We start from the raw sequence: 14,688 nt of genomic DNA, 5'->3' as shown, positions 1-14,688 counted from the left end.
GGGTTACTGCCATGAAACAGACAATCATCTGGACCGCTCTTCCGAAAGGGATGAGCGCTGACGGAAAGAACCTCCTCCTGTCGGTGGTGGTATCGCCCCGGCTCGACACCGGCGGGCCCGCCCTGAAGCTCAGCGCCTTTCCCGCCTTCACCAACTGGCCGGCCCAGCCCCTCGCCATCTCCATCCAGTTCAACGGCCAGGCGCCAGTGGTTGCAACCATCATCCCTTCCGGCGCCGACCCGGCCCTCTGGCAGGCCCTCTTCCCGCCGGAGGAGACCTCGGTCCGCTCCTTCGTCCCTGCGGACCAGTCGAAGCAACTCATCCACTCATACCCGGTGGCCAATGTGGTGGAGCACCTGCGCAAGCTCTACGCCACCGTGGGGGTCGCCTCCCCCACCGACCTCCCCCTGATTGCCGAACTGGCCCAGAAGGGGGCGACCCTGGTCCGGACCGTTGAGGGCCAGGGGCGCGAGTGGTTCAACCTTGACGACCATCTGGAACAGGACCTCCTGGGGCGGTACAAACGGCTGAAGACCACGGCCCTTCCGCCGGGCCCGCCGGAGCCGGCCATGGATTTCTTCCGGGCCAAGCACTTCTTCCGCTTCAAGGGGGGTAACCGCGACACCCCGGTGCCGGTGCCGGAGTTTGACTTCCACGAGGCCGTGGCCATGGTGGGGAACCACCCCCTCCTGATGCGGCGACTCGGGCTCGTGATCGAGGTGAGCGTCCCCCTGGCCGGCCAGTCCGCCAGCGGCACCGTGCAGGTGGCAAGCGTTGGGCACGAATTCGTGAGCGACGACCAGCCCCTGCGGGTCCATTACCTCCTCGATACGGCAAAGAAGCGGTTCCTGCCGGCGCCGGCGGCCACGTCGGACCTGGCGGACGGGATGCTCCGGCTCGGCACCACCGACTTCAGCATCCAGCAGGTGGACGCGGACGGCGCGGCCCTGAAGGCCATCGACTATGCCAACCAGCTCCAGATGCGGCAGCAGGGGCGGCTCAAGACCGCCGACTCCCCCCCCGACGACGGCCTCCCGGCCCTGCGGTCCGGCGGGGTCTCGGTGCTCCGGACCGGCCGGGCGGTGCGCCTGGCCAACACCTTCAAGACCGTGACCCAGGCCAACACGAACCTCAATCCCCAGAACCCGCCGGAACTCTGGGCCGATGACGTGACCGGAGGGTTTCGGGTGGACGTGCAGGACGCTAGCGGCACCTGGCGCTCCCTCTGCCGGCGGGGCGTCACCTACCGGGTGGGGCGGCTCGCCGGCCCCCAGGCCACCATCACCGCCGCGGACGAAGGAACCGTCACCGCCGCCGCCATGCAGGACGTGGACCCCACCAAGAACGATTTCTATCTCCACGAGGCCCTCTTCCACTGGGACGGCTGGAGCCTCGTGGCCCCGCGCCCCGGCGAGGCGATCCAGAACGACGGCCTGAGCCACGGCGAGAACCTGGGGCCCGACGGCAAGGCCAGAAACCCCTCGGGAACCTCCCTCAATCTGGAGATCACCGCCGAGCCAGCCCCCAAATCCCTGCCGCGACTGCGGTTCGGCGGCACCTACCGGATTCGGGCCCGGGCCGTGGACGTGGCAGGGAACAGCCTCCCCTTCGACTCCACTGACGCCTCCCAGGCTTCGCCGCAAGTCACCTACCGCCGCTTCGAGCCCATCGAGGCGCCGGCCGTGGCCATCGTCTCCGCCGTTCCCCTCTCGAACCTGCCCGGGGAATCGGCGGCGCGCCTCGTCATCCGGAGCTACAACGGCACCCCGGCCGACGACGGTGTCCTCTCCCCCGAAACGTCGGAGCGGCTCCTCCTCCCTCCCCGGACCGCCGTGGCCACCATCGAGCAGTACGGCCTCCTGGACACCTCCACGGGAGTGGACGCCACCCCGGCCACCTGGAACCGCCTGGCCACAAAGGATGCGGCAACCATCCCGGAGGTGTACCCGAACGCCGCCGCGCTCCCGGCCGAGGTCCCCTATCTGGCCGACCCCTTCGCCAACGCGGCGGTCCTGCGGGGGCTCCCCGGCACGGCGCCGGAATCGGCCCAGGCCATCACCTTCGACGCGGCCCCCGGCTGGTGGCAGGGGAAACCGTTCCGCATCGCCGTCATCGAAGGGAACGGCCCGCCAATCTGGGACGCCACGGAGCGGACCCTCACTGTGGAGCTTCCCAAGGCCACCGTGACAAAGGTGCGCCTCAGCTCCCGGGTCACCCCCGCCGACCTGGATAAGCTCGCCGTCTGGAAGTGGATCGAGGAAGAGGCCTTTGACGACGAGGACCGGGCGCGGCTGAAGCAGCTGGCCCTGGACGGGCTCCACTGGATGCTCACCCCTTTCCGGGAACTGACCCTGGTCCACGCCGTGCAACAGCCCCTGGCGCCGCCGGTCATCGAGGTTCTCAACCCCCGGAAAGCGGCCCTGGGAGATACCTTCGCCACCGTGGAGGGGACCGTGGGGATCCATGCCCCGAGCACCGGCAAGGTGGACCTCCTGGCCCGCTGGAGCGAGCCCACCGGCATCGGCTTCGACCGGAATAACGGCGAAGCCCACGCCTTCGACCTTCCCGTCGCCTCGCCGGACACCCCGTCGGTGCCGTGGGGGAACCGGCGCCACGAATTCGGCGACACCAAATACCGCAAGGTCAGCTACTACGCCACCGCCACCACCCGGTTCCGGGACTACTTCGACCCCTCCCTCACCACCGATGAGCTGACCCGGCCGCCAAAGGCCGAGCTTCCCCCAGCGTCCGACACCCACCTCTTCGAGGCGGAAGTGCTCAACTCAGCCCGTCCCCTGGCGCCGAACCTCCTCTACGTGGTCCCCACCTTCGGTTGGGAGGAGGGTGAGGATGAGCGGGGGACCTTCAGCCGCCGCACCGGGGGGCTGCGCCTCTACCTGGAGGAGCCATGGTTCTCCTCCGGCGACGGCGAGCTCCTGGGGGTGGTGGTCTGGCCCGGCGAGCGGGACTGGTGCCTTTCCGGCAAGCCGCTCCGGGACACCTTCGTACGGATCGAGGTGCCCGACGAGCTGAAACCCTACGCCAGCCAGTGGGGCCGCGACCCCATCTGGCTCTCGGGACCCACCCAGCAGGTGCCGTCGCTCCAGAACTTCACCAAAGCCGTGGCGGTGCAGACCTCCCTCACCATCGAGGAGCGCCCCGACGCCCTGGTGGCCGTAGCCGGCCATGCGGTGGGGTACGACGAGGAGCGCCACCTCTTCTACTGCGACATGGACATCGACGCCGGCGACTCCTACTATCCCTTCGTGCGGCTGGCCCTGGTCCGCTACCAGCCGAAATCCATCGGCAAGGCGGAGCTCTCCCGGGTGGTGCTGGCCGATTTCGCCCAGTTCGCCCCGGACCGGATCTGCTGGGTGGCCCGGGACGCCGCCGACCCGACGGCGCTCCGGATCACCGTCTCCGGCACCGGCTACCGGAGAAACGCCTCCTTCAACTGCACCAGCGAGATCGAAGCACGGCTGGAGCGGTGGCTCGGCCCCGGCGAGGGGGACATCGGCTGGGTGCCGGTCTCCGTTGAACCGATCACCCTCTTCAACGCCCAGGCCCTCAAGACCCTCTCGGTCTGGGAAGGGACCATCACCCTCCCCCTCGACGATCCTGACGCCCGCTTCCGGGTGGTGGTGGAGGAGTACGAGGCATTCCTCGGCGATGCCCCCGAAGCGGGGCTCACCGAGCGGTTCGGCTCAGGCCGGGAGCGGCGGCTGGTCTACTCCGACGCTGTCGAGGTGCGGATGGCGTAACGTATTCAAAAATTGCGGAAGGATCGCTGAGAGGAGTGTCGGGTGGGCAATGAAGATGTCATCAGGACTGACAGAAAATCGACATGTACGCGTTAACGCAGGCGGCCAATAGCCCGTAACACCAGGAGCCCTCACATGCCAGGAATTTTCATCAGCTACCGGAGACAGGACAGCGCGGGGTGGGCGGGGCACCTGACCGACCGACTCAAGGAGCAGTTCGGCGCCGACAACATCTTCATGGACATCGAGGCCATCGAGGCGGGGGTCGATTTCGTGGAGGCGATCAATACCGCCGTGTCGTCGTGCCAGGTGCTGCTGGCGATCATCGGCCCCCAGTGGCTCACCCTTACCGACCCGCGCGGCCGTCGCCGCCTCGACATCCCCGAAGACTTCATCCGCCTCGAAATCGCCGCCGCCCTGAACCGCAACGTCCGTGTGGTGCCGGTGCTGGTCGGCGGGGCGGAGATGCCGAAGCCGGAAGAACTCCCGGAGGATATCAGGCCGCTCACCCGGCGCCAGGCCCAGGAACTTACCGACAGCCGCTGGGACTACGATGTGGAACAGCTTATAAAGACCCTCTGCAAGGTTCTCGGTATCCCGTTCCGCAAGGACGAGCCCCATCCGCAACCTCAGCCGTCCCCGTCGCCCACTCCGCCCCTCCCAACACCGGAGAAGAAGGAATCTTTCTTCTCAAGCCGGAAGATCATAGGCGGCGCGGCGGTTCTCTTCATCCTGACGATGATTGGGCTGTGCAGCCAGCAGCGCCCCACCCCACCCATCCAGTCCGTCACCCCTGCGCCGGAGCCTGTCCGGCCGGCCGTAGCGAACGTGGCCGGCCGCTGGTCCAGTCCTGACGGCAAAACATACCTGATCGTTCAGACCGGCAACCAGATCGCGCTCAGCGTCATCATCAACAACCAGGTCACGGAAGTACAGGCTCAGGGGACGATTAACGGCAACGTCATGGAACTGCGCTGGCAGTCGATGCACGGCCACTGGGGGAGCATGGTGCTCACGGTGTCGTCGGACGGCAGGACCGTTAACGGCAACATCAACAACGACACGATCCGTCAGACGTATCCGCTGGTGCTGAGCCGATGACAACAGGAAAACTGCACCCAATCCCTGGAATTAATCAGAACCGGTAGCCGATTCCTCCCATGAACAGGTCGCTGTCCCGGCTGTAGTTTGTTATGACCCGGCTCCAGGAGGTTCTGAGGTGCCAGTGCGGCGTTAACCGGAAACTGGCCGAGGACGTGAAGATTGTGGGAATGAAGACCTCATTGTCACCAGGGCGGCGGCGGTCGACGGCGAAATAGGGTCCGTAGCCGATGCCGAGAGCAACGTGGTCATCGAAAAAGGGACGTGCGAGCCAAAGCTGAGTGGTCAGGCCGTACCGATCGCACAACGTGCTTCGCCCCTCATACAGCGCTGCGGCGGTAAACTCCACGAATTTCCAGATCCCCCGACGGTATTCAAGACTAATGGCCTGGGAATGCCCGTCGCCGGGAACGTTGACGATCGACTCCCCGCCCAGAATGGTCAGTTCGTTTTCCGTCGTCCTTTTTGTTTGGGGAGGTGCTTTGGCAAGCGGCCCCGGCGTGGAAGGCGCTTCGAACTGATAGCCGATCCCGACCAGTGCCGAGAGGGTGTCAAAACTCGCATTTGCCTTGACCCAGTAAGTCTGGAACTGGAAAAGGAAGCGACTTTCCGTATACCACGTCGCCGACAGGCTGTACATGCTTGCAAGACCATGCTTGTCCGCGGATGGCTCGCCGGCGGGAGGATGGGTGGTGTCGTAATAGTACATCACACCGACCCCGGCAGCCAGGGAGAGCTGGCGGTGGAGCTGGTTGGTGCGGAGCCATAGATTCAAGGAATTCCCGTCGCGGTGGTGCTCGGGAAAGTGCCCTTGGTTGAGATATGAGAGGCTGAACGCGAAATGCTCGCCAAGCCCTTCCAGGTATTGGACCTGATAGGCTCCAGCCTTGCGGTTCGGGTTTGAATCTACCCCGTATCCCCCGAGAACATAGAGCTCCTGGGCAGCCACCGGAGAAGCCAGGACAAGAAGCACAATCGTCAGAGCGATCCCTCGCATATCTCAATCCCTCCCTAGTAAGTAGAGCGATAACAAACGATAACAAACCATAGCATATCGTTAGATAATTTCAATTCATGTAACCACATATTGACCACACTGATTCTTTCTTGTAATTTTTTTGTTGACGTTAGGTTTTTCGTCGCGTATTGTCAGACAAAATAATTTGCAGGGAAGATAGACGACAATACTAAACCATTCGTGAGAATGGGGCGGAAAGCCTACAGGGTCTTACTGAGACAGCCGGGTTGCCGAAATATCATAATGATAATCGGCCCCGGCTGTTCTGTTTTCCCAGTCCCTATCTTCAGTATCGATAGACGATAATACTAAACCATTCGTGAGAATGGGGCGGAAAGCCTACAGGGTCTTACTGAGACAGCCGGGTTGCCGAAATATCACCAGATATTCGCAGCCCGGCTTTTTTGTGGACTGCAGCCTCGAAAACAGCCGGGATGCGAAGAACCAGGAAAGGAGGAACCTTCTGTAACCATGGTGTCTATTACTTACAAACATGGTACAGACACAGTTAATGACAGGCAGATCATCTGCACATTGTCATTACTGAACGAAATCAGGATTCAAGTAACAAATGAAAGGGATTTCAACAATGACCAAAAACACAATGCAAGGAGTTTCAAACATGTCTAAAGCTTTGAAGATGGCAGTTCTCTTTCTGGCACTGACAATCGGACAAACAGCGGTAATTTCCTCGGGACATGCCGACGACGACTATGCAACGAAAATAAAGAAGGCTTACAAGGAAAAGGCTGAGAAAGAGAAAAAGGAACGGGAGAAAAAGGAGAAGGAGAGCAAGAACCATAAACCGGCTCCGATTCCCAGGCCGAACCCGACGCCGGTTCCCCCGATCCCTGCGCCGACTCCCAAGCCTACCCCGGCGCCGACCCCCAAGCCGACCCCTGCTCCGACGCCGGCACCTACTCCCGCTCCGAACCCGGCCCCGGCTCCGACTCCGGCGCCGACCCCCGTTCCTGCTCCGGCGCCTGCTCCGACCCCGGCTCCGGCCAAGACTTGGGCTCTGTATAACCAGTACTGCGCCGGGTGCCATGGCACCTCGAAGCAAGGCAAGTCTGCTGCCGCCACTCAGAGCGCCATCAGTGGCAACGTCGGCGGCATGGGCTTCCTCAGCAGCTCTCTGACCGCCGCTCAGATCACTTCTCTTGCGGCCGGACAGTAACTGTCAGCAGTAAAATAGCTGTAACGCTCAACAACAAAACACAATCGGAGGAAAGTACATGTTTAACAAATCCAAGAAGTTCGTTTCTGTCTGTGGTGTCACCAGCCTTCTCGTTGCGGGTATCGTCTCTGCCGGCTATGCCGACTTCGACCGTGAACACGAAAAAAGGGATGACGACATAAGAAAAGTTCGCCGGGTGCCGACTCCGAAGCCGATCCCTGCTCCGGCCCCCAAGCCGACCCCTGCTCCGACCCCGGCACCTACTCCCGCTCCGACACCGACCCCGATTCCTGCTCCTGCGCCGACCCCGGTTCCCGCTCCTGCGCCGACCCCGGTTCCTGCTCCGGCTCCTGCTCCGGCGCCGACCAAGACCTGGGCTCTGTATAACCAGTACTGCGCCGGGTGCCATGGCACCTCGAAGCAAGGCAAATCTGCCTCCGCCATTCAGAGCGCCATCAGTGCCAACATCGGCGGCATGGGCTTCCTCAGCAGCTCTCTGACTGCCGCGCAGATCACTTCTCTCGCTGCCGGTCAGTAACTCTCGGCAACACCATCAAACAAAGCCCTCCCCTCCCCGGGGAGGGCTTTTCTTTCGTTCTCCCTCATGGTTCCAGCAATAAATTAACCCCTCACATGAAATCCCTTCTGTGAATGCTATAATTAGCTCACTTGCCAACAGGGGGGCTCATCATGAATTTTCATTTCCAGTCGACATCTTCCAAACAGCTCCGCGGCTTCCTGCAGGTCAGCGCCTGGCAGGCAATTCTTCTTGCAATGGCCTCTCTCTCTGCAGGCACTGGCCATTGCGAAACCGCACCAGACACGTTGAGTCTTTCACGGGGAATGGCGATCGAAATGGCGATCCGCAAGAACATTGATCTGCGGGTCGAATCCCTCAATTACTCAATGGCGGAAACGGACGTTGACCGGAGTTGGGGAATCTATAACCCGATTCTTGTCGTTTCCGGCACAGGCGGCGTAACGGCCGTTCCGGGCGACCCCTTCTTCAGCAGCAGATACTCAACCGGCTCCATCGGCCTGACGCAGTATCTCCCGACAGGCGGATACTTGTCCGCATCAACCCAAAGCGGTTACACAAACGCCGAGGTGAGCAATCCGGACACATCCACGTCGACATGGCAGTCAACGGCCGGGCTCGCGCTCTCGCAGCCTTTGTTGAAAAATGCGGGCAAGCAAACGATGGAGTTGAACATCACGCTGGCTGCCAATGCTCTGGAGGATTCAAGGGAACGCTACCGATTCACCACCACCGAGACCGTTCTGGCCGTCATTACCACATACAATCATCTCTACACCTTGCGGCAGACCCTGGAGACGAAGAAGGGAGCCCTGAAAGCCGCTCAGGATTTCCTCGATGAGTTACGAAAAAGACCAAAACCGACCGCGCTTCAGAAGATAGAGATAGCCAACACGGAATATACCATCGCCCAGAGGCTTAAAGATCTCGTCGAAGCGGAGAGAAGCGTAAGGGACCAGGATGCGAGCCTCCGATACCTGATCGGAATGGAGCAGAAAACACAGATCATCCCTGTTGATCCGCCCGCGAGAGAGGAGCCGCAGACAACGGAAGAGCAGGCGATCAAGTCTGCCCTGGAGTATCGCTCCGACCTGAAACAACTCCGCACAACATTGAAATCGTCCCAACTACAAGAACGGGTGGCGGATCATCAGAGATTGCCCGAACTCACCGTCAGCGGCAGCGGAGGTTTCACCGGGACCGGCACCAACTTTGCGGAAAGCTACCGGAAGATAGCCCAGAAGCCGGGAACTTACTGGGCGGCGGGCATGCAATTAAACGTACCGCTGGGCAACACCGCCGCCTATAACGATTATCTTAAAAACAAAATAAGGACTGAGCAGGTGCAAAACCAGATTGATGCGCTTGTGTGGAAGATACGGAACGACGTCGAGGCCGACATGCGGGCGCTTATTTCCGCGCGGTTGCAGATACAGACGACCGAAAAGGCGCTTCAGTACGCCGAGCAGCGTCACGACGAATATCGGAATCAAACCAGGGCCGGCGCTACGACGGTTCAGGATTTCATCAATGCGGAAAACGACCTTATTGCCGCCAGAAATGCTCACCAGGAGTCAACAGAAGCATTCGCGTACGCCGTCTCGAAGCTGTGGCGCGACACTGGCGAGCTTCTCGACCGCCAGGGCGTGCGTATAACGAGCCCGGATCAATACAAGCCCGACAAATAGCGCCGGTTCGGCGACTCTGCGTCACATGGCTATGCCGAAGAGTCTGCCAACACCGGCGGTCAGTCCCATCGCAAGTGCTCCCCAGAAGAAGACTCTCAGGGCTCCCCTGGCGACGGAAGCTCCGCCGGCGTATGCGGCGGAGCCTCCCAACACAAGGAGCGTGATCAAAGCTGTCGCTGATGTGACTTCGGCAATCCATGCCGATGGGGAAAGCATCACCGAGGCAATGGGAATAACGGCGCCAACAGCAAAGAATACAGCTGAGAAAAGGGCAGCCTGGATTGGTCGCGCCCGGAGGGTCTCGGTAATGCCAAGTTCATCCCGGGCGTGGGCTTCGAGTGCATTGCCCAACATCAGCTTCTCCGCCACCCGCCGCGCCAGGGGCTCATCGAGCCCCCGGTCAACGTAAATTGAGGTTAACTCTTCGAGTTCTCGTTCCGGCTGGGTTTCCAACTCATACCGCTCCCTCTCGATGTCCGCCTCTTCCGCATCTGCTTGCGACCTCACTGACACGAATTCTCCAGCCGCCATCGACATCGCTCCAGCCACCACCCCCGCCACTCCCGTCAACAGAACGCTGCTTTGGAGAGCGCCGGACGCGGCTACCCCAACGACGAGACTTGCGACTGATATGGTCCCGTCATTGGCGCCAAGGACGGCTGCCCGAAGCCAGCCTATTCGGTCGAAGGTGTGAAACTCCCTATGAATGCGAGACATAAATGCTAATTCTCCAAATATCGGTTGGGCCGTGGGGCCAGCTTATATCCACTTTTTCCTTCTGAAAAAGACGAGCATCCCCCCGATCACCATAAGCATGAGGAAGAGCACCGCGGGATAGCCCCAGCGCCAGTTGAGCTCGGGCATATAATGGAAGTTCATGCCGTAGAGTCCGGCGATGAAGGTGAGGGGCATGAAGAGGGTGGCGATGATGGTCAGCACCTTCATGACTTCGTTGGTGCGATTGCTGATCGTGGAAAGGTAGATGTCAAGAAGCCCCGAGAGGATGTCACGGAAGGTTTCCACGGTGTCGATGATCTGCACGGTATGGTCATAGACATCGCGCAGGTAGATGGCGGTCTCTTCCCGCACGAGGGATGACTCGCGCCGTTCGAGGCCGCTGATCACCTCCCGGAGAGGCCAGACGGATTTGCGCAGAAAAATCACTTCCCGCTTGAGAGTATGAAGCCTGCCGACGGTTTCGCGCACCGGGTTGGCCACCAGCTCCTCTTCGAGTTGCTCGATTCGCTCCGCCAGGCTTTCGAGAATGACGAAGTAGTTGTCGACGATGGCGTCGATGAGGGAATAGACGAGATAGTCGGCCCCCAGGGACCGGATCTTCCCACGGCCGGCCCGCAGCCGCTCGCGGACCGGATCGAAGGGGTCCCCCGCAAGCCCCTCCTGGAACGAGAGAACGAAGTTCGGACCGAGAATGAGGCTCATCTGTTCCGCGGCCACCCCGTTGTTGCCATTTTTGAGGGAGAGCATCTTGAGGACGATGAAGAGATAGGCGCCGTAATCCTCCCGCTTGGGGCGCTGGTCGGTGTTGAGGATGTCTTCCAGCACCAGGGGGTGAAGACCATAGCACTCGCCCAGTTTCTGAAGAAGATCGACGCTGTGGATTCCCTCCACATTGATCCAACTTACTCCCGGCTGGGCGCGCAAAGGGAAGCAGGCGGACAAGTCGTCGAAAGCCTGTTCGTAAACGCCTTTATCGTCATAGGCGATGATGGAGACCCGGGCCGCTTCGCTACGCTGTTCGCCGATGTGGACGAGGGTTCCGGGCGGGAGCCCCGCCTTGGCGGAGCGCTTCTTGACAAGCCTGTTCTTCATAATTTATCAGTCTGCTCCATCGTTTCAGAACGGCTTAAGCCTGATGCCGAACTGATCCTCCAGGTGGAGGTAGTTTCCGTGCACCATCCCCTCGCCGTGGGCGATGGCCACCTTGCGCTTACGCACATCCTCTATCCACCGCGGGTTGCAGGCCTCGGCCCGGCGGTTGGCCACGATGACCAGGCGAGCTTCTTCAGCCTCATCGGTACTCAAGTCCTTCCCCAGGCGGGCGAAGTCGGCCATTATCTGGGATTTCACCAGGGGCGAAATGCTCCCGTTCTGCGTCTTGATGTCGAACATGAGCGCCACGCCACGCTCGGACCAGAGACCATACTCGGCGCAGAGATCCTTGGCGTCATCGAAGAGTTTGCCTGCCGCGTTTACCTGGATCTCTTGAAACTCATCGGTGCGCCCCAGTGTGGCGAGGAGCCCCTTCCAAGGCTCGAACAAGGAAAATCGCTTATTGTCCTGGACGGAGCGGACCCAGACGAGTTGGTCGTCCTTATCTGAGGTGAAGATGGCCTTTAGTTCCGAAAAGTAATCGTGACAGATGCCTTGCAACTCGTTGGGGTACTTTTCAGCCATCTCCTGGAAGAGTGGCTGCAGCGACCCCTGTCCCAGATTCCACTGGAGGGCGCCGAAACTAAGCCCCTGGCCGTCAAAATCGCCGGAGGCAGAAGCAAAGCAGTCGGGTATCGGTTTGCCCGTCTCGATGGTACCTGTCAGGGCCAGGCAGCGATATGCCAGTGTCTGCTTGCATATCTCGGGCTCCTGCAGATCCTCTCCGGCGAAAAGTTTTTTCCAGGTATCCTCACCAACGATTCCATCCACATCGAGTCCGTTCTTCTGCTGAAAATTCTTCACAGCGCTTTCGGTGCCGCCACCGAAGACGCCGTCAACATCTCCGATGTAAAGGCCCAACTCCGCCAACCGTACCTGGATTGCCTTAACCTCAGCTCCGGTGCTTCCCCGTCGATATGCGTTCGTCATTATTCCTCTCCGTTATTGTGATGATCTACTGAAGTCTCTCTACGCAGTACCCTCGCTCGCCGATACCAGCGATACGGGGAGAGGTTCCGATTCCCAGGTTACATCAGGGAAGAGGACGTTATCAAGGCGAAGGTAAGTGCCATCGACCCCGGATTCTGCCCACCAGCATTCTTTACCCCGGAGAGGAAGATCCTTGAACAGGTAGAGTTGTTTGTCCTTGTCTCTGGCTACATACATGGCATCGGTTCCTTTCAGGGCGCTGGACTCATGACAGCTCAATAGGTGCATCCCCTACCCACTCCACCGTGTCTGTGCCTCGAATGCAAGTCAGAGTTCGGTTAGGGCTGACAATGTTCTAATGAGCAAAGTGTACTGTTGGTTTCGGGTTTGTCAAAAGAACATTGCACCTCCAAGAACACACAAAGCAACAAACCAGTACTAAGTAGCCAGGATACACGGTAGTGTATAATTTGCAGTCTTTCACTGATCAATAATTGATCTTAGATTCAGCCAGCAAAATCGTATTGTGCTGCAAATTCAATCACCTGCTTATATTTGCATCAGCGCTGCATTATTGGTGCATCAACTGCATATATTAGTGGCGCCAACCCACGAATACAAGTGGCGCTATCCAGAGCACATGCCGCACAAGCTCACAATTTCATCACAAGGAGGAAGCATGTCACCGCAACTTATCGACGAAAGACTCGCTGGCATCTACCAAGATGTACTCAAGCGCAACCCCGGTGAGGTGGAATACCACCAGGCCGTGGCCGAAGTCCTTGAATCCCTCGGACCGGTCGTGACCAAGCACCCGGAATACCTTGAGCGCAAAATCATTGAGCGCATCGCCGAACCGGAGCGTCAGATAATCTTCCGGGTACCCTGGCAGGACGACAAGGGGCAGGTGCACATCAACCGTGGTTTCCGCGTTGAATTCAACTCCGCTCTCGGCCCCTACAAGGGCGGTCTCCGTTTCCATCCGTCCGTTTACCTTGGCATCATCAAATTCCTCGGTTTCGAGCAGATCTTCAAGAACTCTCTCACCGGCATGCCGATCGGTGGTGGCAAGGGTGGTTCCGACTTTGATCCGAAGGGCAAATCCGATGACGAAGTGATGCGTTTCTGCCAGAGCTTCATGACCGAACTCTACCGCCACATCGGTGAGCACACCGACGTCCCGGCCGGTGACATCGGGGTTGGCGGTCGCGAGATCGGCTACATGTTCGGCCAGTACAAACGGATCACCAACCGCTGGGAAGCCGGCGTCCTCACCGGCAAGGGGCTTAAGTTCGGCGGCTCCCTGGTCCGTCCCGAGGCCACCGGTTACGGCGCGACCTTCTTTATCAACGAGGCCCTCAAGGTACGCAAAGATTCATTCGACGGCAAGACCTGCCTGGTGTCCGGTTCCGGCAACGTGGCCATCTACACCATCGAAAAGATCCACCAACTGGGTGGTAAGTGCATTGCGTGCTCCGACAGCAATGGCGTCATCATCCACGAGAAGGGGCTTGATGTAGAACTGATCAAGCAGCTGAAGGAAGTGGAGCGTCGCCGGATCGCCGACTACGCCACCTACCACAAGGATGCCAAGTACATTGCAAACGGCAACATCTGGGATATCCCCTGCCAGGTTGCCATGCCGTCCGCCACCCAGAACGAGATTAACGGCAAGGATGCCAAGACCCTGGTGAAGAACGGTTGCATCGCCGTGGGCGAAGGGGCAAACATGCCCACCACTCCGGAAGGGATCAAGGTGTTCCTCGAGGCCAAAATCGCCTACGGTCCAGGCAAAGCCGCCAACGCCGGCGGAGTTGCCACCTCGGCCCTCGAAATGCAGCAGAACGCCCAGCGCGATTCCTGGTCCTTCGAAGAGACTGAGAAGAAGCTAGAGAAGATTATGGTCGGCATACACAAGCTTTGCTATGAAACCGCCGAAGAGTATGGCGACAAAGGGAACTATGTCCTCGGCGCCAACATCGCCGGATTCATCAAGGTGGCCGATGCCATGGTCGCCCACGGTCTGGTATAAACAGCATTCGTTTATTCGTAACAAAAAAGCCCGGCAATTGCCGGGCTTTTTTTGATTCTTCGACTATCCTCGTGATCTGATTCCGAGAACTGCTTGACTTCAGAAACATCCATGCCGCCGTACTTGCTGCGCCAGGTATAAATAGGTGGCGCCGCTGATGCCATGCTCACGACAAAGATCGACGATCTTTCATACCGGCCAGGGTTTGCTTCAGGATGCCAATGATCTGCTCTTCGGGTAAAGCGTCTCGGTTTCATGTCTAGTCTCCTTCGGGAGGTTCTAGTTCTCGGGGGGAAGGTCAAACAGCTTATGCAGATGGTAGGTTTCAGCGCTTTTGGGACCTTTTTTTCAAGGAATCTGAAGCTGCCGAAACCCCTCCATCACTCTGGCGCTGCAATAAAGCCCAGCAGTTGCCGGGTTTCTAGTGAAAGGGATTTGGGGTACAAGTGGATTGGAAGGGGTAATAATAGCAATTGGGGCATAGGAGCAGCAAAAGCCCCGCACTCAGTGATGAGAGCGGGGCTTTTGGATAAAACTCCCGGCGGCGACCTAC

At 59.6% G+C, this 14,688-nt stretch carries 13 protein-coding genes and 2 riboswitches; of the genes, 7 read left to right on the top strand and 6 right to left on the bottom strand.

The window, feature by feature from the left end:
- The first annotated feature begins 11 nt into the window (after positions 1-11).
- Both KI811_RS17660 and KI811_RS17655 read left to right on the top strand, forming a co-directional pair.
- Complete coding sequence (locus tag KI811_RS17660; protein WP_214187790.1) at positions 12-3,761, top strand: hypothetical protein; 3,750 nt, start codon at positions 12-14, stop codon at positions 3,759-3,761.
- Between the two features lie 135 nt (positions 3,762-3,896).
- Positions 3,897-4,862 (top strand): toll/interleukin-1 receptor domain-containing protein, encoded by a 966-nt coding sequence (locus KI811_RS17655; protein WP_214187789.1) that lies wholly within the window; start codon positions 3,897-3,899, stop codon positions 4,860-4,862.
- Between the two features lie 34 nt (positions 4,863-4,896).
- Here KI811_RS17655 and KI811_RS17650 read toward each other — a convergent pair whose 3' ends face one another.
- Positions 4,897-5,859, bottom strand: coding sequence for a hypothetical protein (locus KI811_RS17650; protein WP_214187788.1), 963 nt, complete (start codon positions 5,857-5,859; stop codon positions 4,897-4,899).
- A gap of 179 nt (positions 5,860-6,038) precedes the next feature.
- A riboswitch (cyclic di-GMP riboswitch) is annotated at positions 6,039-6,115 on the top strand.
- 62 nt (positions 6,116-6,177) lie between these two features.
- A riboswitch (cyclic di-GMP riboswitch) is annotated at positions 6,178-6,254 on the top strand.
- A gap of 248 nt (positions 6,255-6,502) precedes the next feature.
- Here KI811_RS17650 and KI811_RS17645 point away from each other — a divergent pair.
- The 3 genes from KI811_RS17645 (at position 6,503) to KI811_RS17635 (ending at position 9,283) form a co-directional block, all read left to right on the top strand.
- On the top strand, positions 6,503-7,057 hold the full coding sequence (locus tag KI811_RS17645; RefSeq protein ID WP_214187787.1) for a c-type cytochrome: 555 nt from the start codon (positions 6,503-6,505) through the stop codon (positions 7,055-7,057).
- Positions 7,058-7,115: 58 nt separating this feature from the next.
- Positions 7,116-7,595, top strand: coding sequence for a c-type cytochrome (locus KI811_RS17640; RefSeq protein ID WP_246551856.1), 480 nt, complete (start codon positions 7,116-7,118; stop codon positions 7,593-7,595).
- Positions 7,596-7,747: 152 nt separating this feature from the next.
- Positions 7,748-9,283, top strand: coding sequence for a TolC family protein (locus KI811_RS17635; RefSeq protein WP_214187786.1), 1,536 nt, complete (start codon positions 7,748-7,750; stop codon positions 9,281-9,283).
- A 21-nt stretch (positions 9,284-9,304) separates the two neighbouring features.
- Here the strand turns inward: KI811_RS17635 and KI811_RS17630 are convergent, their stop codons facing one another.
- From KI811_RS17630 to KI811_RS17615, 4 genes are read right to left on the bottom strand one after another with little or no spacing between them, the layout of a single operon-like run.
- Positions 9,305-10,000, bottom strand: a complete 696-nt coding sequence (locus tag KI811_RS17630; RefSeq protein WP_214187785.1) for a VIT1/CCC1 transporter family protein — start codon at positions 9,998-10,000, stop codon at positions 9,305-9,307.
- Between the two features lie 42 nt (positions 10,001-10,042).
- Positions 10,043-11,113 carry a magnesium/cobalt transporter CorA gene (gene corA / locus KI811_RS17625; protein WP_214187784.1) on the bottom strand — a complete coding sequence of 357 codons (1,071 nt, stop codon included), beginning with the start codon at positions 11,111-11,113 and terminating at the stop codon, positions 10,043-10,045.
- A 24-nt stretch (positions 11,114-11,137) separates the two neighbouring features.
- A complete protein-coding gene (locus KI811_RS17620; RefSeq protein WP_214187783.1) occupies positions 11,138-12,103 on the bottom strand; it encodes a peptidoglycan-binding domain-containing protein in 966 nt (321 codons plus the stop codon).
- A 39-nt stretch (positions 12,104-12,142) separates the two neighbouring features.
- Positions 12,143-12,340 carry a hypothetical protein gene (locus tag KI811_RS17615; protein WP_214187782.1) on the bottom strand — a complete coding sequence of 66 codons (198 nt, stop codon included), beginning with the start codon at positions 12,338-12,340 and terminating at the stop codon, positions 12,143-12,145.
- A 442-nt stretch (positions 12,341-12,782) separates the two neighbouring features.
- Here KI811_RS17615 and gdhA point away from each other — a divergent pair, with 442 nt between their 5' ends.
- Entirely contained in the window at positions 12,783-14,135 is a 1,353-nt protein-coding gene (gene gdhA, locus KI811_RS17610) for an NADP-specific glutamate dehydrogenase (RefSeq protein WP_214187781.1), read from the top strand.
- 11 nt (positions 14,136-14,146) lie between these two features.
- On the opposite strand, the gene KI811_RS17605 is transcribed toward gdhA, so the two are convergent.
- On the bottom strand, positions 14,147-14,392 hold the full coding sequence (locus KI811_RS17605; RefSeq protein ID WP_214187780.1) for a hypothetical protein: 246 nt from the start codon (positions 14,390-14,392) through the stop codon (positions 14,147-14,149).
- On the opposite strand from KI811_RS17605, the gene KI811_RS17600 reads away from it, so the two are divergent.
- A partial coding sequence (locus tag KI811_RS17600; protein ID WP_214187779.1) for a hypothetical protein occupies positions 14,391-14,688 on the top strand: 298 nt, incomplete at its 3' end. The genes KI811_RS17605 and KI811_RS17600 overlap by 2 nt on opposite strands.

It is taken from the genome of Geobacter hydrogenophilus, from assembly GCF_018501225.1.
Taxonomy (GTDB): Bacteria; Desulfobacterota; Desulfuromonadia; order Geobacterales; family Geobacteraceae; genus Geobacter; species Geobacter hydrogenophilus.
Note: the sequence above shows the minus strand (reverse complement) of the source record. Positions and strands in the feature narration are given on the sequence as shown.